This is a genomic window from Amorphus orientalis, assembly GCF_030814015.1.
Taxonomy (GTDB): Bacteria; Pseudomonadota; Alphaproteobacteria; order Rhizobiales; family Amorphaceae; genus Amorphus; species Amorphus orientalis.
In genome coordinates, this window is record NZ_JAUSUL010000002.1 from 1,091,845 (window position 1) to 1,116,173 (window position 24,329).

27 protein-coding genes and 1 riboswitch are annotated in these 24,329 nt (G+C 66.5%); of the genes, 15 read left to right on the plus strand and 12 right to left on the minus strand.

Annotation, left to right across the window (positions count from 1 at the left end; genetic code table 11):
* The first annotated feature begins 19 nt into the window (after positions 1-19).
* From J2S73_RS12875 to thiE, 3 genes are all read left to right on the plus strand, one after another.
* Positions 20-1,063: a helix-turn-helix domain-containing protein gene (locus J2S73_RS12875; protein ID WP_306885946.1), complete on the plus strand. Its 1,044-nt coding sequence runs from the start codon at positions 20-22 to the stop codon at positions 1,061-1,063.
* 83 nt (positions 1,064-1,146) lie between these two features.
* Positions 1,147-1,239: riboswitch (TPP riboswitch) on the plus strand.
* Positions 1,240-1,333: 94 nt separating this feature from the next.
* On the plus strand, positions 1,334-2,134 hold the full coding sequence (gene thiM / locus J2S73_RS12880; protein ID WP_306885948.1) for a hydroxyethylthiazole kinase: 801 nt from the start codon (positions 1,334-1,336) through the stop codon (positions 2,132-2,134).
* Positions 2,135-2,138: 4 nt separating this feature from the next.
* Positions 2,139-2,774 carry a thiamine phosphate synthase gene (gene thiE, locus J2S73_RS12885; RefSeq protein ID WP_306885949.1) on the plus strand — a complete coding sequence of 212 codons (636 nt, stop codon included), beginning with the start codon at positions 2,139-2,141 and terminating at the stop codon, positions 2,772-2,774.
* Between the two features lie 14 nt (positions 2,775-2,788).
* On the opposite strand, the gene J2S73_RS12890 is transcribed toward thiE, so the two are convergent.
* On the minus strand, positions 2,789-3,958 hold the full coding sequence (locus tag J2S73_RS12890; protein WP_306885950.1) for an isovaleryl-CoA dehydrogenase: 1,170 nt from the start codon (positions 3,956-3,958) through the stop codon (positions 2,789-2,791).
* Positions 3,959-4,220: 262 nt separating this feature from the next.
* Here J2S73_RS12890 and J2S73_RS12895 point away from each other — a divergent pair, with 262 nt between their 5' ends.
* Together J2S73_RS12895 and J2S73_RS12900 are read left to right on the plus strand one after the other, a co-directional pair.
* Positions 4,221-4,871, plus strand: coding sequence for a class I SAM-dependent methyltransferase (locus J2S73_RS12895; RefSeq protein ID WP_306885951.1), 651 nt, complete (start codon positions 4,221-4,223; stop codon positions 4,869-4,871).
* A 94-nt stretch (positions 4,872-4,965) separates the two neighbouring features.
* Complete coding sequence (locus tag J2S73_RS12900) at positions 4,966-5,358, plus strand: GFA family protein (protein ID WP_306885952.1); 393 nt, start codon at positions 4,966-4,968, stop codon at positions 5,356-5,358.
* Between the two features lie 12 nt (positions 5,359-5,370).
* Here the strand turns inward: J2S73_RS12900 and J2S73_RS12905 are convergent, their stop codons facing one another.
* The 5 genes from J2S73_RS12905 to gatB form a co-directional block, all read right to left on the minus strand.
* Positions 5,371-5,844 (minus strand): PaaI family thioesterase, encoded by a 474-nt coding sequence (locus J2S73_RS12905; protein WP_306885953.1) that lies wholly within the window; start codon positions 5,842-5,844, stop codon positions 5,371-5,373.
* A 114-nt stretch (positions 5,845-5,958) separates the two neighbouring features.
* Positions 5,959-6,666: a GNAT family N-acetyltransferase gene (locus J2S73_RS12910; RefSeq protein WP_306885954.1), complete on the minus strand. Its 708-nt coding sequence runs from the start codon at positions 6,664-6,666 to the stop codon at positions 5,959-5,961.
* Positions 6,663-7,178 (minus strand): DUF421 domain-containing protein, encoded by a 516-nt coding sequence (locus tag J2S73_RS12915; protein WP_306885955.1) that lies wholly within the window; start codon positions 7,176-7,178, stop codon positions 6,663-6,665. Before J2S73_RS12915 ends, J2S73_RS12910 begins: the two co-directional genes overlap by 4 nt.
* Before the next feature lie 73 nt (positions 7,179-7,251).
* Positions 7,252-7,707 carry a YaiI/YqxD family protein gene (locus J2S73_RS12920; protein ID WP_306885956.1) on the minus strand — a complete coding sequence of 152 codons (456 nt, stop codon included), beginning with the start codon at positions 7,705-7,707 and terminating at the stop codon, positions 7,252-7,254.
* Positions 7,708-8,334: 627 nt separating this feature from the next.
* On the minus strand, positions 8,335-9,816 hold the full coding sequence (gene gatB, locus J2S73_RS12925) for an Asp-tRNA(Asn)/Glu-tRNA(Gln) amidotransferase subunit GatB (RefSeq protein WP_306885957.1): 1,482 nt from the start codon (positions 9,814-9,816) through the stop codon (positions 8,335-8,337).
* 240 nt (positions 9,817-10,056) lie between these two features.
* On the opposite strand from gatB, the gene J2S73_RS12930 reads away from it, so the two are divergent.
* Both J2S73_RS12930 and J2S73_RS12935 read left to right on the plus strand, forming a co-directional pair.
* A complete protein-coding gene (locus J2S73_RS12930) occupies positions 10,057-10,293 on the plus strand; it encodes an Lrp/AsnC ligand binding domain-containing protein (RefSeq protein ID WP_306885959.1) in 237 nt (78 codons plus the stop codon).
* 80 nt (positions 10,294-10,373) lie between these two features.
* Positions 10,374-10,859: a hypothetical protein gene (locus tag J2S73_RS12935; protein ID WP_306885960.1), complete on the plus strand. Its 486-nt coding sequence runs from the start codon at positions 10,374-10,376 to the stop codon at positions 10,857-10,859.
* A gap of 164 nt (positions 10,860-11,023) precedes the next feature.
* Here J2S73_RS12935 and J2S73_RS12940 read toward each other — a convergent pair whose 3' ends face one another.
* On the minus strand, positions 11,024-11,422 hold the full coding sequence (locus J2S73_RS12940) for a hypothetical protein (protein WP_306885961.1): 399 nt from the start codon (positions 11,420-11,422) through the stop codon (positions 11,024-11,026).
* A 143-nt stretch (positions 11,423-11,565) separates the two neighbouring features.
* Between J2S73_RS12940 and J2S73_RS12945 the strand changes: the two genes are divergently transcribed.
* Together J2S73_RS12945 and J2S73_RS12950 are read left to right on the plus strand one after the other, a co-directional pair.
* On the plus strand, positions 11,566-12,111 hold the full coding sequence (locus tag J2S73_RS12945) for an MOSC domain-containing protein (protein ID WP_306885962.1): 546 nt from the start codon (positions 11,566-11,568) through the stop codon (positions 12,109-12,111).
* A gap of 140 nt (positions 12,112-12,251) precedes the next feature.
* The gene (locus tag J2S73_RS12950) at positions 12,252-12,794 is read left to right on the plus strand and encodes a VOC family protein (protein WP_306886317.1); all 543 of its coding nucleotides are present in this window, start codon (positions 12,252-12,254) and stop codon (positions 12,792-12,794) included.
* A gap of 108 nt (positions 12,795-12,902) precedes the next feature.
* Here the strand turns inward: J2S73_RS12950 and J2S73_RS12955 are convergent, their stop codons facing one another.
* From J2S73_RS12955 to J2S73_RS12965, 3 genes are all read right to left on the minus strand, one after another.
* Positions 12,903-13,337: a c-type cytochrome gene (locus J2S73_RS12955; protein ID WP_306885963.1), complete on the minus strand. Its 435-nt coding sequence runs from the start codon at positions 13,335-13,337 to the stop codon at positions 12,903-12,905.
* A 98-nt stretch (positions 13,338-13,435) separates the two neighbouring features.
* Positions 13,436-14,968, minus strand: coding sequence for a cryptochrome/photolyase family protein (locus J2S73_RS12960; protein ID WP_306885964.1), 1,533 nt, complete (start codon positions 14,966-14,968; stop codon positions 13,436-13,438).
* Between the two features lie 62 nt (positions 14,969-15,030).
* A complete protein-coding gene (locus J2S73_RS12965; RefSeq protein WP_306885966.1) occupies positions 15,031-15,990 on the minus strand; it encodes a DMT family transporter in 960 nt (319 codons plus the stop codon).
* A 133-nt stretch (positions 15,991-16,123) separates the two neighbouring features.
* Here J2S73_RS12965 and J2S73_RS12970 point away from each other — a divergent pair, with 133 nt between their 5' ends.
* The gene (locus tag J2S73_RS12970; protein ID WP_306885967.1) at positions 16,124-16,594 is read left to right on the plus strand and encodes an Lrp/AsnC family transcriptional regulator; all 471 of its coding nucleotides are present in this window, start codon (positions 16,124-16,126) and stop codon (positions 16,592-16,594) included.
* A gap of 6 nt (positions 16,595-16,600) precedes the next feature.
* Here J2S73_RS12970 and J2S73_RS12975 read toward each other — a convergent pair whose 3' ends face one another.
* Positions 16,601-17,350, minus strand: a complete 750-nt coding sequence (locus tag J2S73_RS12975) for a YebC/PmpR family DNA-binding transcriptional regulator (RefSeq protein ID WP_306886318.1) — start codon at positions 17,348-17,350, stop codon at positions 16,601-16,603.
* A gap of 314 nt (positions 17,351-17,664) precedes the next feature.
* Here J2S73_RS12975 and J2S73_RS12980 point away from each other — a divergent pair, with 314 nt between their 5' ends.
* From J2S73_RS12980 to J2S73_RS13000, 5 genes are all read left to right on the plus strand, one after another.
* Positions 17,665-18,516 carry an alpha/beta fold hydrolase gene (locus J2S73_RS12980; protein ID WP_306885968.1) on the plus strand — a complete coding sequence of 284 codons (852 nt, stop codon included), beginning with the start codon at positions 17,665-17,667 and terminating at the stop codon, positions 18,514-18,516.
* A 72-nt stretch (positions 18,517-18,588) separates the two neighbouring features.
* Positions 18,589-19,110 (plus strand): crossover junction endodeoxyribonuclease RuvC, encoded by a 522-nt coding sequence (gene ruvC / locus J2S73_RS12985; RefSeq protein WP_306885969.1) that lies wholly within the window; start codon positions 18,589-18,591, stop codon positions 19,108-19,110.
* The gene (ruvA, locus tag J2S73_RS12990; protein WP_306885970.1) at positions 19,107-19,721 is read left to right on the plus strand and encodes a Holliday junction branch migration protein RuvA; all 615 of its coding nucleotides are present in this window, start codon (positions 19,107-19,109) and stop codon (positions 19,719-19,721) included. The genes ruvC and ruvA overlap by 4 nt, the downstream gene beginning before the upstream one ends.
* Before the next feature lie 21 nt (positions 19,722-19,742).
* Positions 19,743-20,780, plus strand: coding sequence for a Holliday junction branch migration DNA helicase RuvB (gene ruvB, locus J2S73_RS12995; protein WP_306885972.1), 1,038 nt, complete (start codon positions 19,743-19,745; stop codon positions 20,778-20,780).
* 240 nt (positions 20,781-21,020) lie between these two features.
* Complete coding sequence (locus J2S73_RS13000) at positions 21,021-22,640, plus strand: BCCT family transporter (RefSeq protein WP_306885973.1); 1,620 nt, start codon at positions 21,021-21,023, stop codon at positions 22,638-22,640.
* Between the two features lie 105 nt (positions 22,641-22,745).
* On the opposite strand, the gene gcvPB is transcribed toward J2S73_RS13000, so the two are convergent.
* Positions 22,746-24,329, minus strand: coding sequence for an aminomethyl-transferring glycine dehydrogenase subunit GcvPB (gcvPB, locus tag J2S73_RS13005; protein ID WP_306885975.1), 1,584 nt, complete (start codon positions 24,327-24,329; stop codon positions 22,746-22,748).

Sequence of the window (24,329 nt, forward strand, 5' to 3'; positions counted from 1 at the left end):
GTCATGGGGGAAGGCGGACATGGACTTTCGCGGTTCGATCGCGCTTGCCCGCGCCAGCGGCCTGGGTCCCCTGCCCCGTATCTTCGGAGAACGCACCAGCGAACGACAGCTCTGGCGCGCGCTCGAGCAGGCCGGTCTGCCCGTGGACATTGTCTCAGACCCCAATCTGCCGATCCCGACCTACGCCATGGTCGGCCTGTTCGAACGATGCGCCCGACTGCTCGGGGATCGGACGTTCGGCCTCGATGTCGGCTTCGCCATGGAAACCGACTGGGGATATGGCACCTGGGGTCAGTATGGCTGGCGATCGGCGACGCTCGGCGAAGCGATCCAACGTTACAACCGAACGGTCTGGGCCCACACGGTCGGCGGCGGCATCGACCTGCTGCAGCATCAAAACAGCTGGCTCTGGCGCAGCTTCGGCCCGAGCTTCAGCCGCAGCTCCATTCAGCACGCCGACCATCTGCTGGGTCCGATGATCATCGTCGCCCGCCGGTATCTCGGAAAGGACTGGATGCCGGAATGGGTGGAGGTCAGCTATCCGCGCGATCCGCAGGCCCACCTTCTCGAGGACCGGCTGCAGGTCCCGATCCTGTTCGATCGGCGCGGAACGGGAATCGCGATCCGCTCAGAGGACCTGCAGGCCGGACCGTTCCGGCACGCCCTCTTGTCAGCCGATGACCTCCCCTTGCGCGCCGTGCTGGCGGAAGGCGTCCTGCAGGCTGCGGAGGAGCCGGCCAGATCGCTGTCGGCGATCGTGGCGCTCAGACTTCTGGACGGACACACCGATATCGAGGGCACGGCAAGGCTGGTCGGCATCGGCGTTCAGGGACTGCAGCGCCGGCTCCGCGAAAGGGGCTACACCTATCGCGAGATCGTGGAAGCCGCACGGCGCGAGCGCGCGATGAGCCTGCTTCGGGAGACCGATCTGTCCGTCCTGGAGATCGCCCTCACCCTCGGCTACCAGGATCACGCGAGCTTCACCCGCGCCTTTCGCCACTGGGTCGGCTGCGCACCGACAGCCTATCGGTTCCGATACCGGCCGACGCGCAAGGCAGGCTGATCCGGCGGCCGCCTCCGCATCTCCCCGAAAGTCCGACGTCCCCACCCGGACTTGACGCCGGACCGGCCTGCCTGCACGGTCCTGCACGTGAAGCGGGGCGCCTTTTTTGGGCTGAGAAGCACCCGTCGAACCTGATCTGGGTCATGCCAGCGAAGGGATCTTCACGCGGACGGGTCCTCCGGTTCCGCGCATGAGTTTCCTTCGCCTCACCGTCACGCACCCCGGTGTTCGCGCACCGGGATGGCGCGACATCGAACGGAGGCGATTTCCATGGATATGGACACCCTCGCCGCGATCGCCGATCGCGTGCGTCAGACACACCCCCTTGTCCAGAACATCACCAACTTCGTCGTCATGAACACGACGGCGAACGCGCTCCTGTCGGCCGGCGCGTCTCCGGCGATGGTCCATTCCGCCGACGAGGTGGAGGAGTTCGCCGGCCTGGCGTCGGCGCTCGTCATCAACATCGGCACGCTCTCCTCGGAATGGGCTGCGGCGATGAAGCTCGCGGTCGGGGTGGCCAACAAACGTCCGATCCCGTGGGTGCTGGACCCGGTCGGGATCGGCGCGACGACGTACCGGACGCGGCTGGCCAGCGATCTGGCGGCCATGGGGCCGACGGTGGTGCGCGGCAACGGCAGCGAGATCATCACCCTTTCGGGGTCGGTTGCGGCGCAGGGGCGCGGGGTCGACAGCCTCCATGGTTCCGAGACCGCCCTCGATGCCGCCCGTACCCTCGCCGCGCGCACGGGCGGCGTGGTCGCCGTCACCGGCGAGAGCGACTACGTCACCGACGGCGGCAGGCTGATCCGCATCGACGGAGGGCACGAACTGATGCCCCAGGTGACCGGGCTCGGGTGCACAGCGACCGCCCTGATCGGCGCGTTCTGCGCGGTCGAAGAGGACCGGATGGCCGCGACCACGGCGGCACTCGCGGTACTGGCGGCGGCCGGCCGATACGCGGGAAGCCGGGCCGAGGGTCCGGGCTCCCTGCCGGCCCTCCTGTTCGACGCCCTTCACAAGCTGGACCGGGACCTGCTCGCCGGTCATGCCGCCATATCGGAGGTCTGACCCGATGCCCGTCCCGTTCGATCTGACCCTCTACTTCGTGACCGACCACCGCCAGCCGATCGAGCAGACGGTGGACATCACCCGGGCGGCGGTCGCCGGCGGCGTGACGATGGTCCAGCTCCGCAAGCCGGAGGCCCACGGACGCCAGCTTCTGGAAGAGGCGCTGGCGCTCAAGGCGGTGCTTGCCGGAACCGGCGTGCCGCTGATCGTCAACGACCGGATCGACGTGGCCCACGCCGCCGGTGCCGACGGTGTTCACGTGGGCCAAAGCGACCTGCCCGCCGCGGCGGCGCGGGCGATCCTCGGACCGGACGCGATCATCGGTCTGTCTTCCGTCACCCCGGAGGAAATGGCGGCGATCGACCCGGCCGCCGTCGACTATGTCGGGATCGGGCCGTTCGCCGCGACCACGACCAAGGGCGACGCCGGGGACGCGCTCGCGATAGAGGGCACGCGGCACGCCTGCCGGCTGAGCCCAGTGCGGATGGTCGCCATCGGCGGCATCACCGAGACCAACGCCGCGGACGTCGCTACGACCGGCGTGGAGGGCATCTCGGTCGTCAGCGCGCTGTCCGAAGCGTCCGATCCGCGCGCCGCCGCCCACCGGCTGCGGGCCGCGTTCGAGACGGGGCGCGGTTAGCATATCGACTTGAATCAGCCGGTCTTGGTGAACAGCTCCCGCCCGATCAGCATCCGGCGGATCTCGCTGGTGCCGGCGCCGATCTCGTAGAGCTTGGCGTCGCGCAGGAGCCGGCCGGTCGGATAGTCGTTGATGTAGCCGTTGCCGCCGAGACACTGGATCGCGTCGAGCGCGACCTTCGTCGCCTGCTCTGCGGCATAGAGGATCGCACCGGCCGCGTCCTCGCGCGTCGTCCTGCCCGCGTCGCAGGCCTTCGCAACGGCGTAGACATAAGACCGGCAGGCGTTGAGGGCGACGTACATGTCGGCGAGCTTGCCCTGCATGAGCTGGAACTCGCCGATCGGCCGGCCGAACTGCTCGCGTTCGTGCAGGTACGGCACCACGGCATCGAGGGCGGCCTGCATGATGCCGAGCGGACCGGCCGCCAGCACCACCCGCTCGTAGTCGAGGCCGGACATCAGCACGTTGACGCCCTTCCCCTCCGCCCCAAGGACGTTTTCCTCGGGAACCTCGCAATTCTCGAAGACCAGCTCCGACGTGTCGGACCCGCGCATGCCGAGCTTGTCGAGCTTCTGGGCCGGCTTGAAGCCGGGCATTCCCTTTTCGATCAGAAACGCGGTGATGCCGCGCGGCCCCGCATCCGGGTCGGTCTTGGCGTAGACGACCAGCGTGTCGGCGAGCGGGCCGTTGGTGATCCACATCTTGGAGCCGTTGAGCACGTAGCGGTCGCCGCGTTTGTCGGCGCGGGTGCGCATCGACACCACGTCCGAGCCTGCACCCGGCTCCGACATTGCGAGCGCGCCCACATGCTCGCCGGAAATCAGCTTGGGCAGGTAGCGCTCCTTCTGGGCCTGGGTCCCGTTCCGGCGGATCTGGTTCACGCACAGATTGGAATGGGCGCCATAGGAAAGCCCCACCGACGCCGAGCCCCGGCTGACCTCTTCCATCGCCACGCAGTGTTCCAGATAGCCGAGCCCGGAGCCGCCGAACTCCTCCTCCACGGTGATCCCGTGCAGTCCGAGGGCGCCCATCTCCGGCCAGAGATGGCGGGGAAACTCGTTGGTCCGATCGATGTCCGCGGCAAGCGGCGCGATGCGATCGTCAGAGAACGACCGCACGGTGTCGCGCAGCATGTCGGCGGTCTCGCCGAGACCGAAATCGAAGACGGGCAGGTCGTTGCGCATGGTGCCTGTTTCCTCGCAATCGCGAACCGGCTCGCTGACCCGGTTCCGTTTCCCCCACCATGCCGCTCCCCCTTCCTCCTAGGCAAGGCGGTTCCGGTCCCGTGAAAAAGTGTGATGCCGATCACGCTTCGCACGGTTCGGCGTTGATCTTCGCGGGCGGATACCGATTTCCAGGACGTCGGCAAGACGACCATCACCCGGAGCGAGCGGCGATAAGCGGGTGCCGACTCGCTCCGGGCGCCCGACCCCAAGGACCAAGCGCATGGGATTCTATCAACGCAGCATCGGTCCCCACCTCGTCCGGATTGCCTGCGGAACGTCGCTTCTGGCGGAGCAGCGCAGGCGCATCGTGCCCAAGGCCGCCGGAACCGTCGTCGAGCTCGGCGTCGGCGCGGGCGCCAATCTTCCCTTCTACGATCGATCTCGGGTCAGCCGGCTGATTGCCGTCAACCCGAAGGACGGGTTCTGCGACCCGGACCGGCTGACGGCCGCCGCCGACGGCCTTTCCCTCGACATTGTGGAGGAATCCGCCGAGGCGCTGTCCCTGGACACAGGCGTCGCGGACACCGTGGTCGTGACCTACACGCTCTGCTCGATCCCGGACGTGAAGGCGGCCCTCCTGGAAGCCAAACGGATCCTGAAGCCCGGCGGACGACTGCTGTTCTGCGAGCACGGCCGCTCAACCAAACCATCGACCGCGCGCCTGCAGGAACGCCTGACGCCGCTCTGGCAACCGCTTGCGTGCGGATGCCGGCTCGACCGGGATCCGGTCTGTCTCCTCACCCGGGCCGGTTTCGAGATCGACTGCGTGGAACAGGGATCGCTTCGCGGGGTGCCGGACGTGGTGGGCTTCCATCACGTCGGCATCGCCTCGCCCCGGACCGAACCGGCCGGCGGCCCTTTCTCCGCCTGAGACCGACACACACCGACGCCCCATCCCGGCGATTGCCATCGGCCGCCTGCCCGGTCCATTTGAATCGGGTGTTCGAGCGGTCAGGAGGTCCGGCATGGAACATCACAGCGGCGGCTGCCTCTGCGGCCGGGTCCGACTGGCGGCGGCGGGACGACCGTACCGGGTCGGGCTCTGCCACTGCCTCGACTGCCGCAAGCACCACGGCGCGCTCTTCTATGCCGCCGCGGTGTTTCCGGAGACGGCGGTCACGATCGAGGGCCAGACGCACAGCTACGCCGGGCGGCACTTCTGCCCGACCTGCGGATCGTCCGTCTTTGCCAGAAGCGGCGACGAGATCGAGGTCTATCTGGGCACCTTCGACGCACCCGACCGCTTCGTTCCGAGCTACGAAAGCTGGACCGTCCGCCGCGAGGCATGGCTGCCGCCTTTCGATCTCGCCCACAGCTACGCCGGCGACCGTGAGGAAAGCGGCCGGAGCGAGGACTAGGCTCGATGTGCCTCAGCCTTCGAGATTTTCCACGCAGACCATTGTGAACAGCCCGGTCAGAATGTGAACAGAGGCGTTGTTCCGTTCGCCATAGACGTCGGCTTTGCAGATGGTGAGTCGTCGGCCGGACTTGATCACGCGGCCTTCCGCCACGACCACGTCGCCCACGGCCGGGTTCAGAAGGTTGACCTTGAACTCGCTGGTGAGAACGCCGGTGCCCGCCGGAAACAGGGTCAGCGCCGCGCAGCCGGCGGCGGTGTCGGCAAGCGCCGTCGTGGCGCCGGCATGAATATAGCCATGCTGCTGGGTGACCCCGTCGGAGGCGGGAAGGCGAAGATCGACCGCGCCGGGCACGATGTCCGCGATTTCGGCCCCGAGCGTGCGCATGAGCCCCTGCTTGTAGAAGGAGTCCCGGATCAGCCGCTCATAGTCGGGATTGCGCGGCTCGAAACGGGGAAGATCGGTGGCGCGGGCATCCATAGGCATCTCTCCATCCCTCGGCTTTCATCGCACGCGCGCGGTGCGAAGCCTGTTGTGACGGCGAGAATAGCCGAAGACGCACGCCGGTGAAGCCGATCGAACCGTCCTTCGAGCCGGAAATCACCGGTTGGCTTCGATCAGCTGAGACAGCCGGCCGATCTGGATCCCCTCCTTGAAATTGACCGGATCCAGCCAGGCTTCGAACCCGGCACGGACCGCCGGCCACTCGGAATCCAGAATGGAGAACCACGCGGTGTCGCGGTTGCGCCCCTTCGCCACGGAGGCCTGGCGGAACGTGCCCTCGTAGGAAAAGCCGTAGCGTTCCGCCGCCCGCTTCGACGGCGCGTTCAGCGCGTTGCATTTCCATTCATAGCGCCGATAGCCGAGCTCGTCGAAAGCGCGGCGCATGAGGAGATATTGGGCTTCGGTCCCGGCCACGGATCGCTGCAGGGCGGGCGCATAGGCGATGTTGCCGACCTCGATCGATCCGTTGGCCGGATCGACGCGCAGATAGCCAGAGACCCCGACGGCCCGGCCGCTCTCCCGGTCGATAATTGCGAAATACACGTCGCTTTCGGCAAGCGCCGCGGTCTTTGCCCAATCGACATAGGCTTCCTCGCTCGCGAAGGGCCCGTAGGGCAGATAGGTCCACAGCACCCCGTCGGCATCCTCGCAAAAGGCGGCATAGAGGTCGGCGGCATGACGAACCGGATCGAGCGGCTCCAGTCGGCACGTCCGCCCATCGAGCGGCGTGCGAGGCGGCCGCGGCCGTTCGGTCCAGCCGGGGACTTCCGCACCGATCGGAAGATCTGCTGCGCTGTCGATCATTGAGCGCCCTTCCCTGTGACATTGGCGAGGGCGGTCGGAGGCGCATTCCCCTCCGGCAGCACGGAGAACGACCCATCGGTCTCCAGCACCACGTAGCCCACGTCTTCCAGCCGCGCATATCCGCCTCCGCGGACCGCCGCAAGCATCTCTTCGGTGGCGACCCGCTCCTCGCGCATCGCCGCGCGGTCCATGACGCCAGCCTCAAGCAGGAGACGCGGCCGCGACTTGACGACCGCCTGGAACGCTTCCGACCGGGTCGAGAGGCTTGCGACGACGAACTGAAGAAGAACGAGAAGCCCGATCGCGATGCTGCCGCGCAAAAGGCTCACGTCGGTGGACAGCAGGACCGTGGCGAGGGTCGACCCGAGCGCGACCGTCACCACGAAATCGAAGGCGTTCATCTTCGCCAGCGTGCGCTTACCGGACAGGCGCAGCATTGCGACCAGCGCGAGATAGGCCAGTGCGCCGACGACCAGCGTATGAGCGATGTCAGGTCCGGACTGAAAGAACATCTGCGCCTCCTTCGATTTCGTCACCAACATCGGGCGACCGCATTCGTTCGAAGGAAGGGGGGCGCCCAGTTCGTCAGGAACGCATGGCGCGGCGCACCATCTGGTCGAGGGACTGGAGAAAGCGCGAGCGATCGGCGCGGGAGAACGGCTTCGGTCCGCCGCCTGCCGCGAGCGGATTGGCCGCGCGCAGGTCGGCCATCAGGTCACGCATGCCGAGCATGTTGCCGATGTTGGCCTGGGTGAACGCCTCACCGTTGTGGCGGATCGCCTGGGCACCGGCCTCCAGGCAGCGGGCGGCCAGCGGAATGTCGCCGGTGACGCAGACATCGCCGGGCCCGATCCGCTCGGCGATCCACATGTCGGCCGCGTCAGCCCCTTCCGGGACGACGACCGTCTTCACCATCGGATCGCGGCTCGGACGGATGCCTCCGTTGGAGACGATGACCACCTCCAGGCCATGGCGCTCGGCGACCTTCAGGGTCTCGTCCTTCACCGGACAGGCGTCCGCGTCGATGTAGATGATGCTCATGCGCTCGTTATGCGCATATCAGACGAGCGCGCCAAGCCGCATTTCCGGTCCCTGAACCTCTTCGACTCAAGGCCGCGAAGGGGCTTGCACCGGCCGCATGGCACGCCCGGCTGGTTTTGCTCAGCGTCGCGGCGTCACGACGTTAAAACCGGGCAGGATCTGCTGGCTCCTGTAGCCCTGCTTGTTCCGATACCCGTGCGCTGGAGCGTGAGCCGGCGGCCCCCGACGGAAATTCGGTCGCGAAGCAGGCGGGCCGGGCATCCGGTATGCGTCCCTCTCGAAACGGGGCCCTCGACTGTAACGGGGTCTGCGTTCGTAGCGAGGTCCACGATCGTAGCGCCGGCCCTGATCGAAACCGCGCGCAGTCGGCGCCTGCCAGGCGCGCTGCTGATCGAATATGATGACCCCCCGCGTCTGCGGTGCGTTCTGCGCAGTGGCGGCTACCGGCGCAGCAGCAATCGCGGCGCCTAGTATCAAAGCCCATCTGATCCTGGACATAAAACCGTCCTCCTATCTCTACGCCCTTCGACACGAGATCTGAACAAGCAGATCTGCGCCGAAAAGCCGGATGGGAAAGACCTGGCCCAGTCGGATGGTTCCCGCCTTAAGTGGGACTTCTTTGTGACCCTACTCCACGCCGAGCTTGGACTTGACGATTTCGTTGACCGCCTGCGGGTTGGCCTTGCCGCCGGTTGCCTTCATCACCTGGCCGACGAACCAGCCGGCGAGCGTCGGCTTGGCCATGGCCTGCTCGACCTTGTCCGGGTTGGCGGCGATGACCTCGTCCACCGCCTTCTCGATGGCGCCGGTGTCGGTGACCTGCTTGAGGCCGCGCTCTTCGACGAGCTTCGCCGGATCGCCGCCCTCCGACCAGACGATCTCGAAAAGGTCCTTGGCGATCTTGCCGGAGATCGTCCCGTCGGAGATCAGGTCGACGATGCCGCCGAGCTGGGCGGAGGACACGGGGCTGTTCTCGATGTCGTAGCCTTCCTTGTTGAGGCGGCCGAACAGCTCGTTGATGACCCAGTTGGCGGCGAGCTTGGAATCGCGCCCCTCGGCGACGGCCTCGAAATAGGCCGCGGACGCCTTGTCGGAGATCAGCACGCCGGCATCGTAGGGCGTCAGGCCGTAGTCCTCGACGAAGCGCGCCTTCTTGGCGTCCGGCAGTTCCGGCAGGTTGGCGGCCAGCTCGTCCACGTCCGCCTGGGAGATCTCCAGCGGCAGCAGGTCCGGATCGGGGAAGTAGCGGTAGTCGTGCGCCTCTTCCTTGGACCGCATGGAGCGGGTCTCGCCGGTGCGGGCATCGAACAGCCGGGTTTCCTGATCGACGGTGCCGCCGTCCTCCAGGATGCCCACCTGACGCCGCGCCTCGTACTCGATCGCCTGTCCGGCGAAGCGGATGGAGTTGACGTTCTTGATCTCGCAGCGCGTACCGAACGGATCGCCCGGCCGGCGGACCGAGACGTTGATGTCGGCGCGCAGGTTACCCTTCTCCATGTCGGCATCCGAGGTGCCGAGATAGCGCAGGATGGTGCGCAGCTTGGAGATGTAGGCCTTGGCCTCGTCGGCGGAGCGCATGTCCGGGCGCGAGACGATCTCCATCAGCGCGACGCCGGACCGGTTGAGGTCCACGAAGCTCTTGGTGGGGTGCTGGTCGTGCATGGACTTGCCGGCATCCTGTTCCAGATGCACGCGCTCGATGCCGACCTCGACCACGGATCCGTCGGGCATGTCGACATAGACGATGCCCTCGCCCACCACCGGATACTGGTACTGGGAGATCTGGTAGCCCTGGGGCAGGTCCGGATAGAAATAGTTCTTCCGGTCGAACCGCGAAAAAAGGTTGATCTGGGCCTTGAGGCCGAGGCCGGTGCGGACCGCCTGGCGGACGCATTCGGCGTTGATGACCGGCAGCATGCCCGGCATCGCCGCATCGACCAGCGAGACGTGGCTGTTGGGCTCCGCCCCGAAGGCGGTGGACGAGCCGGAGAAGAGCTTGGACTCGGTCTGGACCTGGGCGTGAACCTCCAGCCCGATGACGATTTCCCAGTCGCCCGTCGCGCCCTTGATGATGGAGCCGGGCCGCTTCTCCAGAACCGCTTCGTTCATGATCGTCTCAACCGCCTTTCGCTGACGCCGTGCCGGGGTCTCAACAGACCGCGCCGCCACGCCGTTTCGCACTCGTCTGGGCCATCCGATCGTATCCGGTCAAGTCCGGCCGCGCACGGAGTTTGGTCGGCGCTTGCCCTGGCCGGCGCGATCGGCTTCACTTCGCGGCCTCAAGACGGGCGAACCGGACCGGTTTCCGCCCCATTCCGTCCGCCGTCATGCCGCAACCGGAGCCCCCCGATGAAGCCCTTCTTCGTGATGATCAAATGCGAGCTCGGCAAGGCCTACGAAGTGGCCAACGACATCGCCGACGCCGAAATCGCCTCCGAGATCTACTCCACCGCGGGCGACTACGATCTCCTGGTGAAATTCTATCTGGAGGACGGCCAGGACGTCGGCAAGTTCATGAACGAGAAGCTGCACTCCATCCCGCATATCCGCGACACCCGCACCATCATCACCTTCAAGGCGTTCTGATGCCCGCGGCTCGTACCGGTTCGGTGCGTGCGACTGCCAAGTGTGCCCTGGCTGTACCGGCCAGTCTCGCGCTTTGGGCAATGGCAACCCCGGCGGCGGCCCAGGAGGTCACCATCGGCGCCTATGCGTGCCAAGCCGACCGGGCCGTCTCGATCCGCGAGCAGGAGAGCGGCGATCCGGTGAGCGGCGGCGAGAGCCCGGTCGCGCCGGACTTCCGGTTACTGATCGCGGAGGCCGATCCGGCGGACAATTTCACCAACTGCCTCGGAGCCGCCAGCGCCGACAGCAACGCCATCATCGACTTCTGTCAGGAAACGGACGCGCCGTTCTATACCGCGACGTTGACCGATCGCCCGGAACCGTCCTTCGCGACCCTTTTTGCGGGCGATCAGCGGATTGGATCCGGCGGGCGCACGATCTTCCGCAACGGGCCCTCGATGCTGGATTTCCGTCCGGGGCGGGGCGACTTCCGCTACACCCTCTTCTATTCGGAGCCCCAGGTCTTTTCCGACGGCCTGGCGTTCGACTTCGTCACCGAACAGGGCCACTGCCGGAAGGCGGACTGACCTGCGTTGGTGGACGATGCGAGGATGGCGCTCGCGGTCGAGGAAATGAAGACACCCGGCGAGCGCGTTGCCGACGGCGGCCGGAAGGTCGTGCTGTGGCTCAACACCCCACCCCTTCCCTCACCGACAGCGCCGTGGCGCGGCTCGAGCCGGGCTGAAACGCTTCACAGCGCGGCAAGCGCCGGAAACCGGTCCAGAAAGGCCCGCGCCCGCGGCAGGGCGTCCTGAAAGTACTCGCTCGGCCCCCTGAGCCAGAGGCCGTCGATCTGCCGCGAAGCCGGTCCTGCAATCAGGATCTCGGCATCGAGCGTCTCCAGGGTCGCATCCCAGCCCGGATGATGGAGACGCGCGCGCCGCCAATAATGGGACAGCAGTCGGCCGCGATCGCACACGCCGTGATAATCGAACGCGCGGACGCCGTCGGTCGCGAAGATGTGGTTGCCCGTATGGCCGGCGGCCGGCTTGATCCAGACCGCCTGCCAGCCCTTTTCCCCATGCTGCTCCAAGAAGGCATAGGCCAGGATGTGGCAGGCGCCGCAGGCGAAAAACACCCGGTCGGGCAACGCCCACCGCCTGGCAAGATCTCGCTTTGGGCAGTTGGGGGTGCGAATGGCGTACACGGGTGCCATGGTCCTGTATGGGGTCGATAGTCTATCCTGATTCGGCCCCCGGCCTTCCCAACCGAACGCAACTGGATCCCTGTCTTATGGCCACCGCCACCATCGTCGCCGTCAACCGGTCCGCCCGGCACTCCTTTTCCAAAACCTCCGAGGAGGGGATCACCCTGATCGAAGGGATCGGGGTGAAAGGCGACGCGCACGCCGGCGAGACGGTGAAGCATCTGGCCGACATGGTCCGGGATCCGAACCGGCCCAATCTGCGGCAGGTCCACCTGATCCAGTCGGAGCTGTTCGCGGAAATGGCCGAAAAAGGCTATCAGCTCGCTCCCGGCTCGATGGGCGAGAACATCACCACCGCCGGGCTCGACCTGCTTGCCCTGCCGCTCGGCGCCCGGCTCCAGCTCGGCGAGACCGCGGTCGTGGAACTCACCGGCCTGCGCAATCCGTGCGCGAAGATCAACGGGCTCGGCAAGGACCTGATGAAGGAAATGGTCGCGCGCGATGCCGGCGGCAATCTGGTGCGAAAGACCGGCGTGATGAGCGTTGTCCTGTTCGGTGGGACCGTGCGGGCCGGCGACCCGATCCACATCCACATGCCGGAAGAGGACCACATCCCCCTCCCCGTGCTGTAGCCGAAGCATCCGGCTTACCGGCTTGGCGGACGCGTCGCCTTTTCATTTCATCTGAAACGATTTTAATTGAAGCCGCCGCTTGATGGCGCTATATTCGTTTCAAATGAAACGAATGGAGGATGTCCATGACCGCTCCCGCCCTGAAGATCGACCAGATCCATCACGTCGCCTATCGCTGCAAGGACGCCAAGGAGACGGTCGAGTTCTACACCAAGATGCTCAACATGGACTTCGTGCTGGCCATTGCCGAGGACCACGTGCCGTCGACCCATGAGCCCGATCCGTACATGCATCTCTTTCTGGATGCCGGGAACGGCAACGTGCTCGCCTTCTTCGAGCTGCCGACCAAGCCGGAGATGGGCCGCGACGAGAACACGCCGAAATGGGTCCAGCACATCGCCTTCAAGGTGAAGGACCGCGACACGCTGGTCGCCTTCAAGGAGCATCTGGAGGCAAACGGGATCGAGGTTCTCGGCGTGACCGATCACTCGATCTTCCATTCTATCTATTTCTTCGATCCGAACGGCCACCGCATCGAGCTGGCGTGCCCGGATCCGGAGGAAGAGCAGATGCTCAAGCGCCTCGACGAGGTGAAGTGGGACATGCTTGAGGAATGGTCGCGCACCAAGAAGGCGCCGAAGCACGCCGACTGGCTGCACGCCAAGGAACTGGAGAAGGCGTAAGCCTCGCCCCACATCCAACGCCTTTGACGTCCGGCCGGCCCCCTTTCGGGTCGGCCGTTCTTATTTGCAGTTCCGAACGCCCGTCTGGTCCGCGAACGCGCCGGGGCGCTATTCGCTGTCTTTCGGCACCTGAATGGATTCAAGATAGGCCAGGAAGACGCCGATCGTCCCCGGATCCCACGCCACCTCGGGCATGTCATCGTGGCCGGTCACGATGCCTTCCGCGAGCGATTCCTGGAGATAGCGGACCGGATAGTTCCACCCCAGGGTGCGGAACGGCGGGGCTTCGGCCAGCGGGCTTTCGTCTTCGAGACCGGTGGCATGACAGCCGCCGCAATTGCCTATGGCAAGCGCCCGCCCCTCGGCCACGGCATCCGGCGATGCGGCCGCCTCGTCCATCGGCGTCGGGCCGTCCGGCGCCGCCTCTGCATCGGAGACCTCAGGAGCCGATGGGGTGGCGTCCTGAGCGTTGACTGGCTGCCAGAACAGGGCCGTTGCCAGGACGAGCCCTCCCGCAAGCCCGAGGAGTCGTGTCGTGCGCATTGCCGCGAATCCCTCTCCCATTGAGGCGCGACATTCGCATGATTCCAGACAGGGCGTCGACGCCGGCCGGACGGAGCAGACACAAGCCAGGGCCTGCATCAGTTGGTCCCACAGACCTCGTCGAGGAACGCAGCCGCATCCTTGCGCATGGTCTGAACCTTGTCCGGGTCCATCCGCTCCAGCGACTTGTAGATCATCGCCATCCGACGGTTGCCGGCGAGGTGCGACTCGTTACGGGCAATGAAATCCCAGTAGAGATAGTTGAACGGGCAGGCCTCCGGCCCGGTCTTCTGCTTCACGTCGAAGCGGCACCCGCCGCAATAGTCCGACATGCGGTCGATGTAGCTCCCCGACGCCGCATACGGCTTGGAGGCGAACACGCCGCCGTCGGCAAACAGCGCCATGCCGTGCACGTTCGGCAGCTCGACCCACTCATAGGCGTCGGCATAGACGATCAGATACCATTCCTGCACCGCACGCGGATCGATGCCCGCCAGAAGCGCGAAATTGCCCGTCACCATCAGGCGCTGGATGTGGTGGGCATAGGCATGGGCCTTCGTCGCGCCGATCGCCTCGCCCAGGCAGGCAAGGTCGGTCTCGCCCGTCCAGTAGAAGTCCGGGAGGGGTCGCCTGGCATCGAGAGCGTTCTCCGAGCCGTAGTTCGGCCCTTTCAGCCAGTAGATGCCGCGGATGAACTCGCGCCAGCCGAGGATCTGGCGGATGAAGCCCTCCACCGCATTGAGCGGCGCGTCCCCGTCTTTGTAGGCCTGCTCCGCCCGCTCGCAGACTTCCTGCGGACGCAACAGGCCGATGTTGATCAGCGGCGAGAGCACGGCGTGGAAGACGAACGGCTCGCCCCCGGCCATGGCGTCCTGATAGGTCCCGAAGGACGGCAGCCGCTCCGTGATGAAGCGGTCGAGGGCGGCGAGCGCCCCACGGCGGGTGACGGGCCAGGCGAACCCGTGGAGATCGCCGAAATGATCGGAGAAGCGGGCTTCGACCAGGTCGATCACCGCGCGGGTCATCTCGTCCGGGCGGGACTGGGGAAGCGATGGCAGATCGATGTCGTCCGGAAGGCTTTCCCGGTTTTCCTTGTCGTAGTTCCACTCGCCGCCGGCCGGTTCGTTCCCGTCCATCAGGATGCCGGTGGACTTGCGCATCTCGCGGTAGAAATACTCCATGCGCAGGGTCTTGCGGCCTTTGGCATGACGCTCGAAGTGGGCATGGGAGGCAAAAAAGCGATCGTCCTCGCGGATCTCGACGGAAACGCCGAGATCGTCTTCCCAGTCCTGCATGTCCTGAAGCAGGCGCCACTCGCCGGGCTCAGTGACGACGAGGCAGGACGCACCGGTGGCGCTGAGCGCGATGCGGACCGCCTCCTTCAGGCTGGATGCGCGCTTGCGGTCGTCGAGACGCTGATAGCGCACCGAAATGCCGGCCTCTTCCAGGTCGCGCGCGAAATGGCGCATGGCCGCGAAAACGAAGGCGATCTTCTGCTTATGATGGCGGACATAGGTCGCCTCGTCCTCCACCTCCGCCATCAGCACGGTGTCGGCAGCGGGATCGATGTCGGACAGGCTGGAGATCTGCCGGTCGAGCTGATCACCGAGAACGAGACGAAGGGCGGACAAGGAAAGCTTCCCGGGACGGACAATGGTTCACCGGTTGCCTACGCGGCCGGCACCTCGCCGGTTCACCGTCCGGATCGCACGAGCCGCGCCACCACGCCCCGGAGCGCACCGCTGGAGAGCGCCACCCCCGCCACGGTGACCGCTACGCCGACAGCCACAATCGGGGCCGGGATCTCCCCGAGCGCCGGAATCGCGATCAGGGCCGCAAGGGCCGGCGCCAGCGAGGAGAAAGCCGCGGCCCGCGACCCGCCGAGGCGCGACACCGCGATTCCATAGCCGACCAGCGCGATCAGCCCTGACGAGACGCCCTGGACGAAGAGCTGGATCAGGATCTCGTCGCGGGGATGCGAAAGTAGCGGACCGACCCCAGTCCAGAGCGCGACCGGGAGCGTCATCACCGTCGACCAGAAACAGGCGATGCCGGCAGCCGCCAGCGGCGGCAGCCCGGTCCGGCGGTAGGCCAGCGTGTACACGGCCCACATCAGTGCGCCTACGGGCAACAGCAGCCGCCCAGTTCCGGACGCCCCGTGTCCGGCCAGGAAGACGGGCGCTGCGATCAGCACGACACCGAACGCCGCCAGCGCCAGTCCGATCACCCGGTCGCGGCCGAACCGTTCCTTGAGGATCAGCTTGGAGAGGAGCGCCACCCAGAGCCCCATCGTTCCCGGCAGGAGCACGCCTGCCTCCGCGACCGGGGCGAACTGCAGCCCCGCCGCGACGACCGCGAAGAACGGCGCGCCGCTGCCGACGACGACGAGCGCAAGCAGCCACAGCGGAACGCCCTTGGGCAGCGGTCCCATCCGGATCCAGAACGGCGCCAGCACCAGTGTCGGCACGATGAACCGGAACAGCCCGACCCAGGCGAGCGGAAGCTCGGCCGTCGCGGCGAAGCGGGTGCCGACGATCCAGCCGGCCCACGCGAGCACGGTCGCAAGCGCCGCCGCCACACCGATCAGGACGCTTGCCCGGTTCTCCGTGTCCGTCCCGGAATCCGTTGCGGCGGCAGTGCCATGGGCCGACATGTCGTTTCTCCGTGTCGAGGTCGGCTCACTCTGCGCCGGATTGGCGGCACATGTCCTTGCGAACTGGCCCGTGACGACGCACTATCGCGCAAGGATCTGCCGTGCAGATCCATTCTTCTGGCAGAATATGACGATGACCGCTCTCGACGCGATCGACCTTCGAATCCTGGCCGCGCTTCAGGACGATGCGCGGATCACCAATGCCGCGCTCGCCGACAAGGTGGGGCTGTCCGCCTCGCCCTGCCTGCGCCGTGTCCGCCAGCTCGAAGAGGCGGGCCTGATCGCGGGCTACCGCGCCGTGCTCGATCGGGTGCGTATGGGATTCGGCCTCACCGTTTTCGTCGAGATCAAGGTGGCGCACCACAGCCGCGACAACGCCGCGGGCCTGGAAACGGCGCTCGCCGCAATGCCGGAAGTGGTCGCCTGCCACATGGTGTCGGGCGAGGCCGATTTCCTGGCCGAGGTGGTGGTCCCCGACCTTGCGGCCTACGAGCAACTCCTCACCGATCGGCTTCTCACGCTGCCGATGGTCGAGGACATCCGCTCCAATTTCGCCATCCGCACGGCGAAGACGAACGGCGCGCTCGCACTGCCGGAGGGCTGAATGGGTCTAAGCGGCCGTCAGCTTCTGCAGAACTTCGTCGGAGATCTCGAAGTTGGCGAACACCGCCTGGACGTCGTCGTCGTCGTCGAGGACCGAGATCAGCTTCATCAGCGTCTCCGCCTTGTCCTCATCGACCGGCGACATGGTCTGCGGGCGCCAGATCGGCTTCACCGAGGTCGCTTCGCCGAGCTGATCCTGAAGCGCGGTGGACACGTCGTTGAGGTCTTCAAAAGCGCAGACGATGACGTGGCCATTGTCGTCGGACTGGACGTCCTCGGCACCCGCCTCGATCGCCGCCTCCATGATCGCCTCGGCGTCGCCCGCCTCGGGCGAATAGACGATCTCGCCCATGTGATCGAACATGAAGGCCACGGACCCGGTCTCGCCCAGCGCACCGCCATGCTTGGAGAACGCGGCACGGACGTTGCTGGCGGTGCGGTTGCGATTGTCGGTCAGCGCTTCCACCAGCACAGCGACGCCGGCGGGACCGTAGCCCTCGTAGCGCACGGTCTCGTAGTTCTCGCTGTCGCCGCCGGCGGCCTTCTTGATGGCCCGCTCGATGTTGTCCTTCGGCATGTTTTCCGCGCGCGCGTTCTGGATGGCCAAGCGCAGTCGCGGGTTCGCCTCGGGATCGGGCTGGCCGGTCTTGGCCGCCACGGTGATTTCGCGGGCAAGCTTGGAGAAAACCTTGGAGCGCTTCGCATCCTGAGCGCCCTTGCGGTACATGATGTTCTTAAACTGGGAATGTCCGGCCATCGTCCAACCGTTCGTGTTCTTCAGCGAGATCTGCTTGGTGTAACCGTCTGCAATAAGCAAGTCTGCCGCTTCCCGCAACGCAGGTGGCAGACACGATCCGCGCGCCTCTGCCGGAAGATGTGGCCCTTCAGGGGCTTCGCGTCCAGCATCGCGACACCGCCAGCGCTAAAACACATCGGAAAATGCAATGTTTGGCGCCATAAAAAATCGCTTTTCGCGATGACCGCTTCGCGTCAGCCTGACCGCGATCTGCCGAGCGCCATTCGGGCCGTTCCCGAAAGCCGGCAGCCCTGTTCAGCCTGTCGGAGCCAACCATGACGAACCTCACGCCCCACTCCATCGTGATCGGCGGCCACCGCATCGCCTACGGGATCGAAGGGACCGGCGCCCCGGTCATCCTGCTGCACGGAACGCCGGCCTTTTCCCACATCTGGCGCAACGTGGCGCCGCCTCTGGTGGCGGCCGGACACCGTGTCTTCGTCTACGACCTGCTGGGCTTCGGTCGTTCGGAGCGGCCGGCCGATCCGTCCGTCGACACGTCGGTGACCGCCCAGGTTCCGGTTCTCCTGGACCTGATGGAGGCATGGAGCCTCGACCGCGCCCACATCGTCGCCCATGACATCGGCGGCGCAATCGCCCAGAGGCTCGCCGTCTTTCACCCCGAGCGGATCATCTCGCTGACGCTGATCGACAACGTCTCGTTCGACAGCTGGCCCTCGCCGCGGACCCGGCAGCAGATCGCCGCCGGGCTGGACGCCCTGATCTCCGCTCCCGACGCCGAACACCGCGCCCACACACGCTCCTGGCTGGAAAGCGCCATCACCAACCCGGACCGGCTGAGCGACGGGACGATCGACGCCTATCTGGAGATGATCTCAGGCCCTGTCGGACAGTCGAGCCTCTACCAGCACCAGATCGCCCACTACGACCCGAAGCACACGATGGAAGTCGTGCCGCATTTCCACAAGCTGGCCGACATGCCGGTCCAGATCCTGTGGGGCGAGAAGGACGCATGGCAGGACGTCGCCTGGGCCCACAGGATGCACGAGGCGATTCCGGGGTCGAGCCTGGAGGTGATCGAGGGCGGCGGCCATTTCGTCATGGAAAACGATCCCGATCTGATCGCCGATCGGATCATCGCGTTTACCGACGCGCATCCGGGGTGAAGCCTCAGGCCGCCTCAGAAATTCCGCGGCTCCGTGTAGGCACGGACGGCCATTTCGTTCTACCCATGTTCCATGGAGCCACACGCGATTCGCATACTCGGCATCGACCCCGGCCTCCGGCGCACGGGCTGGGGCGCGATCGCCTGCAAGGGCAACGCCGTCACCTTTCTCGGCGCCGGTTCGGTGTCGTCCGTCGCGACCGACGATCTGGCGACCCGGCTTGCCGCCATCCATGCCGGCCTGGAGGCGATCGTGCGCGAGCTCGATCCGCATGAGGCGGCCGTAGAGCAGACCTTCGTCAACCGGGACGCCAGCGCCACCCTGAAGCTGGGCCAGGCCCGCGGGGTCGCCCTGCTCGCCCCGGCCCAGGCCGGGGTTCCGGTGGCCGAATACGCGCCGAACCAGGTGAAGAAGACCATCATCGGCGTGGGCCACGGCGACAAGAAGCAGATCCGGATGATGGTGAAGGTGCTTCTGCCCAAGGCGACGTTCGACAGCGACGATGCGGCCGATGCGCTCGCCATCGCGCTGTGCCACGCCCAGCACCGGGAGGCGCGGGTCCGCGCGGCCCGGCTCGAGGAGGCGGCGCGATGATCGGGCGGCTGAAGGGCGTGGTGGAAGCGATCGGCGACGATGCCGCGATCATCGACGTGCACGGCGTCGGCTACGAGGTCTATTGCCCGGCCCGCGTTCTCGGCAACCTGCCGGCGGCCGGCGAAGCGGTCACGCTGACGATCGAGACGGTCGTGCGCGAGGACATGATCCGCCTTTACGGGTTTGCCAGCGAGACCGAGCGTCAGTGGTTCCGGCTGCTGCAGTCCGTTCAGGGCGTTGGCGCCAAGGTCGCGCTGGCGGTCCTGGGTGTGCTGTCGGGTGACGAACTCACCGAAGCGATCGCGATCGAGGACACCCGGCCCATCGTACGGGCGCCGGGCGTGGGCAAACGGGTTGCCGAACGCATCGTGGCGGAACTGAAGGACAAGGTCGGCAGCGTGATGGCGACGGGGGCGGACCTCAGCTTCGCCGCGACGCCGGTGGCCCGACGGTCGGCCGATCCGGAGATCGCCGACGCGGTATCGGCACTGGTCAATCTCGGCTATGCGGAGCCGGAGGTGCGCAAGGCCGTGGCGAAGGCGCGCGAGGACGGCGCCGCCAACACGGCGGAATTGATCCGCACCGGCCTCAAGACCCTTTCGGAGCGATGACGGGCGGCCCACGATAGAGCGATGAGCGAGCGACTGATTTCCGCCGACGAACGCGAAGACGACATCGAGGCGCCGCTGCGCCCGCAGCAGCTGTCCGATTTCGTCGGCCAGGCGGCGGCCCGCGCCAACCTCGAGGTCTTCGTCAAGGCGGCCGCGTCACGCGGCGAGGCGCTCGATCACGTGCTGCTGGTCGGCCCGCCGGGGCTGGGCAAGACGACGCTCGCCCAGATCGTGGCGCGCGAGCTGTCGGTGAATTTCCGTGCGACGTCGGGCCCGGTCATCGCCAAGGCCGGCGACCTCGCGGCGCTGTTGACCAATCTCGGCGAGCGCGACGTGCTGTTCATCGACGAGATCCACCGGCTCTCGCCGGCCGTGGAGGAGATCCTCTACCCGGCCATGGAGGACTTCCAGCTCGACCTGATCATCGGCGAAGGTCCGGCGGCGCGCTCCGTCCGGATCGATCTGGCGAAATTCACCCTGGTCGGCGCGACCACCCGGCTGGGTCTGCTGACGACGCCGCTGCGCGACCGGTTCGGTATCCCGCTTCGGCTGGAGTTCTATTCTGTCGAGGAACTGACCTCGATCGTGACGCGCGGCGCCTCGCTGATGGGCATGGGCGTGACGCCGGAGGGCGCCGTGGAGATCGCCCGGCGGGCGCGGGGCACGCCGCGGATTGCCGGACGCCTGCTCCGGCGCGTCCGGGATTTCGCCATCGTCGGCGGATCGGACACCATCGACCGGGCGCTGGCCGACCAGTCGCTCACCCGGCTCGACGTGGACAGCGCCGGCCTCGACGCCCTCGACCGTCGCTACATGCGGGTCATTGCCGAGAGCTTTTCCGGCGGTCCGGTCGGCATCGAGACGATCGCGGCGGCCCTGTCGGAGCCGCGCGACGCCATCGAGGACATCGTCGAGCCCTATCTCATCCAGCAGGGCTTCGTTCAGCGCACGCCGCGCGGACGCGCCATGACACCTGCCGCCTACGCCCATCTCGGGCTTTCCCCCCCTGCCCGACTTCCCTCCGAGCAGATCGGCCTTTTCGGGGGCTCCGACGGCTGATCGACCGTCCCACGGTGTGACGATCCCGGTGGCTGCCGAACGCTCCGCCGCACAGCCGATCCGCGCCGCCGCGCCCGGTTCCACAAAAGATCATTAAAATATGTGAACTTTCACGCCCCGACCTCGTTAGCAGTGTGCGCAAACCGGGTCGGAAACGTGTTCGCGGCGTGACATCAGCACCCTTCCACCCCTTCGCTGCGCAGCAATACTGCTCGTCAACTCTTTGGGGGACCGGTGCAAATGTCCAATGTCAAGGAATACTTGAAGGAACACACCAACCCGCCTGTATTCATATTCTCGGCGATCATGGTTCTTGCCTTCGTCGGCTGGGGTGTGATCGCGCCGGGCAATCTCGGCACCGTGGCGGATACGATCAAATCCTGGATCTCGACCGTGTTCGGCTGGTGGTATCTGCTGGCCGTGAGCGGCTTCCTGATCTTCGCCATCGTGCTGCTGGTGACGCCCTACGGCTCGATCAAGCTCGGCAAGGCGGAGGAGGAGCCGGAGTGGAGCACCTTCGGCTGGTTCTCCATGCTGTTCACCGCCGGCATGGGCATCGGGCTCGTGTTCTACGGGGTGGCCGAACCGATCTTCCATTACACGGCCCCACCCAACGCGGATCCGCAGACCGCCGCAGCCGCCCGTGACGCCATGAACATCACGTTCTTCCACTGGGGCCTGCATGCCTGGGCGGTCTATATCGTCATCGGCCTATCGCTGGGCTATTTCTGCTTCCGGTATGATCTTCCGCTCAGGCCGGCGTCGGCGCTCTATCCGCTGATCGGCGATCGGATCTACGGCTGGATCGGCAACGTGGTGGACATCCTGGCCGTGTTCGGCACCCTGTTCGGTCTCGCCACGTCGCTGGGGCTGGGTGCGAGCCAGATCAGCGCCGGACTCTCCACGATCTTCGGCACCCCCGACAACGCCACCGTCCAGGTGCTGATCATCGGCGTCGTCACAGCGGTCGCGGTCACCTCGGTGATGGCCGGGCTGAACAAGGGTGTCCGCCGGCTCTCCGTCGTCAATCTGTGGCTTGCCATTTTCCTGGCGGCGGCCGTGTTCATCGCTGGTCCCACGCTGTTCATCCTGCAGTTCATGGTGGGCAGCACCGGGCACTATCTGCAGCACCTCCCCGAAACGAGCCTGAGGATGTTCGTCTTCGACGAGGAGGCCGCAGACTGGCTGTCCGCCTGGACGCTGTTCTACTGGGGCTGGTGGATCGCCTGGTCGCCGTTCGTGGGCATGTTCATCGCCCGCATTTCCCGCGGCCGCACGATCCGGCAGTTTGTCGCGGGCTGCCTGCTGGCGCCCACCGGCGCGTCGATCGTCTGGTTCACCATCTTCGGCGGCTCGGCCATCAAGTACATCCGGGACGGCAACGGCGCCGAGGCGCTGATCGACGCTGGGACCAACGACGCCCTGTTCGTGCTCCTGGAACAACTTCCGATGGCGTCGGTCTGGATCACGGTCCTGGCTGCACTCGGAATCGTCGTTGTCGCGATCTTCTTCGCCACCTCGTCCGATTCCGGCTCGCTGGTGGTCGACATGCTGACCAATGGCGGCGATCCGAACCCGATCTGGCAGCAGCGCATGTTCTGGGCGATCCTCGAGGGCGTGGTCGCGGCCGTGCTCCTGGTCGCCGGCTCGATGACAGACGGAAATCCGCTCGTGGCCCTGCAGACCGCCGCCATCACGTCCGGACTGCCCTTCTCCATCGTCATCGCCCTGATGTGCTGGGGGCTGATCCGGCAGCTCAGGTTCGAGCGTGCGGGCATCCACAAGGTGGATGAAAAGGTTACTCCCCGCCACGGGAGCAGCTCGTATCAGCCGGCGCCCGCCGTCGGACGGGAGAGCTGACGGGTCGGATCATCCACCCGGCGTCATAAGCCCGCACATGAAGAAACCCCGCGCTCCATGGGAGCGCGGGGCTTTTTTGCACCCGACAGGTCCGTCGAGAGGGTCCTATTCCGCGGCTTCGGCCGGCTCGATCGGCCGGGGCTCTGGCTTCGTCCATTTGAGGCTCGGACTGCGCGCCGCACGGGTTTCGTCGAGGCGCCTGCGCGGCGCGAAGCGGGGCGTGCCGGCGAAGCGGTCGGTCTCGCCGCGACCGGCCGCCATCGCGAGATCCCGCAGGGTCGCGGCGAACAGATCGAGGCTGGCGCGGCTTTCCGATTCCGTCGGCTCGATCAGCATCGCACCGTGGACGACCAGCGGGAAATACATGGTCATCGGATGGAAGCCCTCGTCGATCATCGCCTTGGCGAAGTCGAGGGTCGTCACTCCGGTTCCCTCCAGGAACGCGTCGGAGAAGAGCACCTCGTGCATTGCCGGCCGTTCCGGATAGGCCACGGTCATCACGTCGCCGAGCCGGGCCTTCAGATAGTTCGCCGAAAGCACCGCATCCTCGGCCGCCTGGCGCAGACCGTCGCCGCCGTGGGACATCATGTAGGCGAGCGCGCGGACATACATGCCCATCTGGCCGTGGAAGGCGGTCAGGCGCCCGAACGGTTTCGCACCGGTCTCGGTCTCGCCGGGATCCTCCACCAGCACCGGCTTGCCGTCCTCGGTGCGCAGGTAGGGAAGCGGCGCGTACGGCGCGAGCTTGTCGGACAGCACCACCGGACCGGCACCCGGCCCACCGCCGCCGTGGGGCGTCGAGAAGGTTTTGTGCAGGTTGATGTGCATGGCGTCGATGCCGAGATCGCCCGGCCGCACCTTGCCCATGATCGCGTTGAAGTTGGCGCCGTCGCCGTAGAAATAGGCGCCGACCTCGTGCACCGCCTCGGCGATCTCCACGATGTCGCGCTCGAACAGCCCGCACGTGTTCGGATTGGTGAGCATGATCGCGGCGACGTCTTCAGAAAGACGCTCCCGGACGGCCGCCACGTCCACGGTGCCATCCTCGCGCGCGGGGATCGGCTCCACCTTGTAGCCGAGCAGAGCGGCCGTCGCCGGGTTGGTGCCGTGCGCGGATTCCGGAACGAGCACCTTTGTCCGGGTCTCGCCACGGGCGGCGAGCGCGGCCTTGATGGCCATCATGCCGCACAGTTCGCCATGGGCGCCGGCCTTCGGCGACAGCGCCACCGCCGACATGCCGGTCATCTCCAGAAGCCAGCGGGAGAGCTCCGCCATCAGCTCCACCGCGCCTTCGACAGTCGAGGCCGGCTGCAGCGGATGGATGTCGGCGAAACCCGGCAGACGGGCAGCCTTCTCGTTCAGCCGCGGATTGTGCTTCATGGTGCACGATCCGAGCGGGTATATGCCGAGATCGATCGCGTAGTTCTGCCGCGACAGGCGCACATAGTGGCGCATGGTCTCAGGCTCGGTCAGGCCGGGCAGCGCGACCGGATTGGAGCGTGCGTGCTTGCCGAGACGGCTCTTCACCGGCGCCGGCTCAGGCAGGTCGACACCGGTGGTCTCGGACCGCCCGATCTCGAAGATCAGCGGCTCCTCGATGTCGAGCGCGGCATTCCCGGTGAAGGTCTGCGGATCGGCGGAGCTGACCGCCTCTTCCGCGCGGGTCGGACGACCCTGCTGGTTCATCAT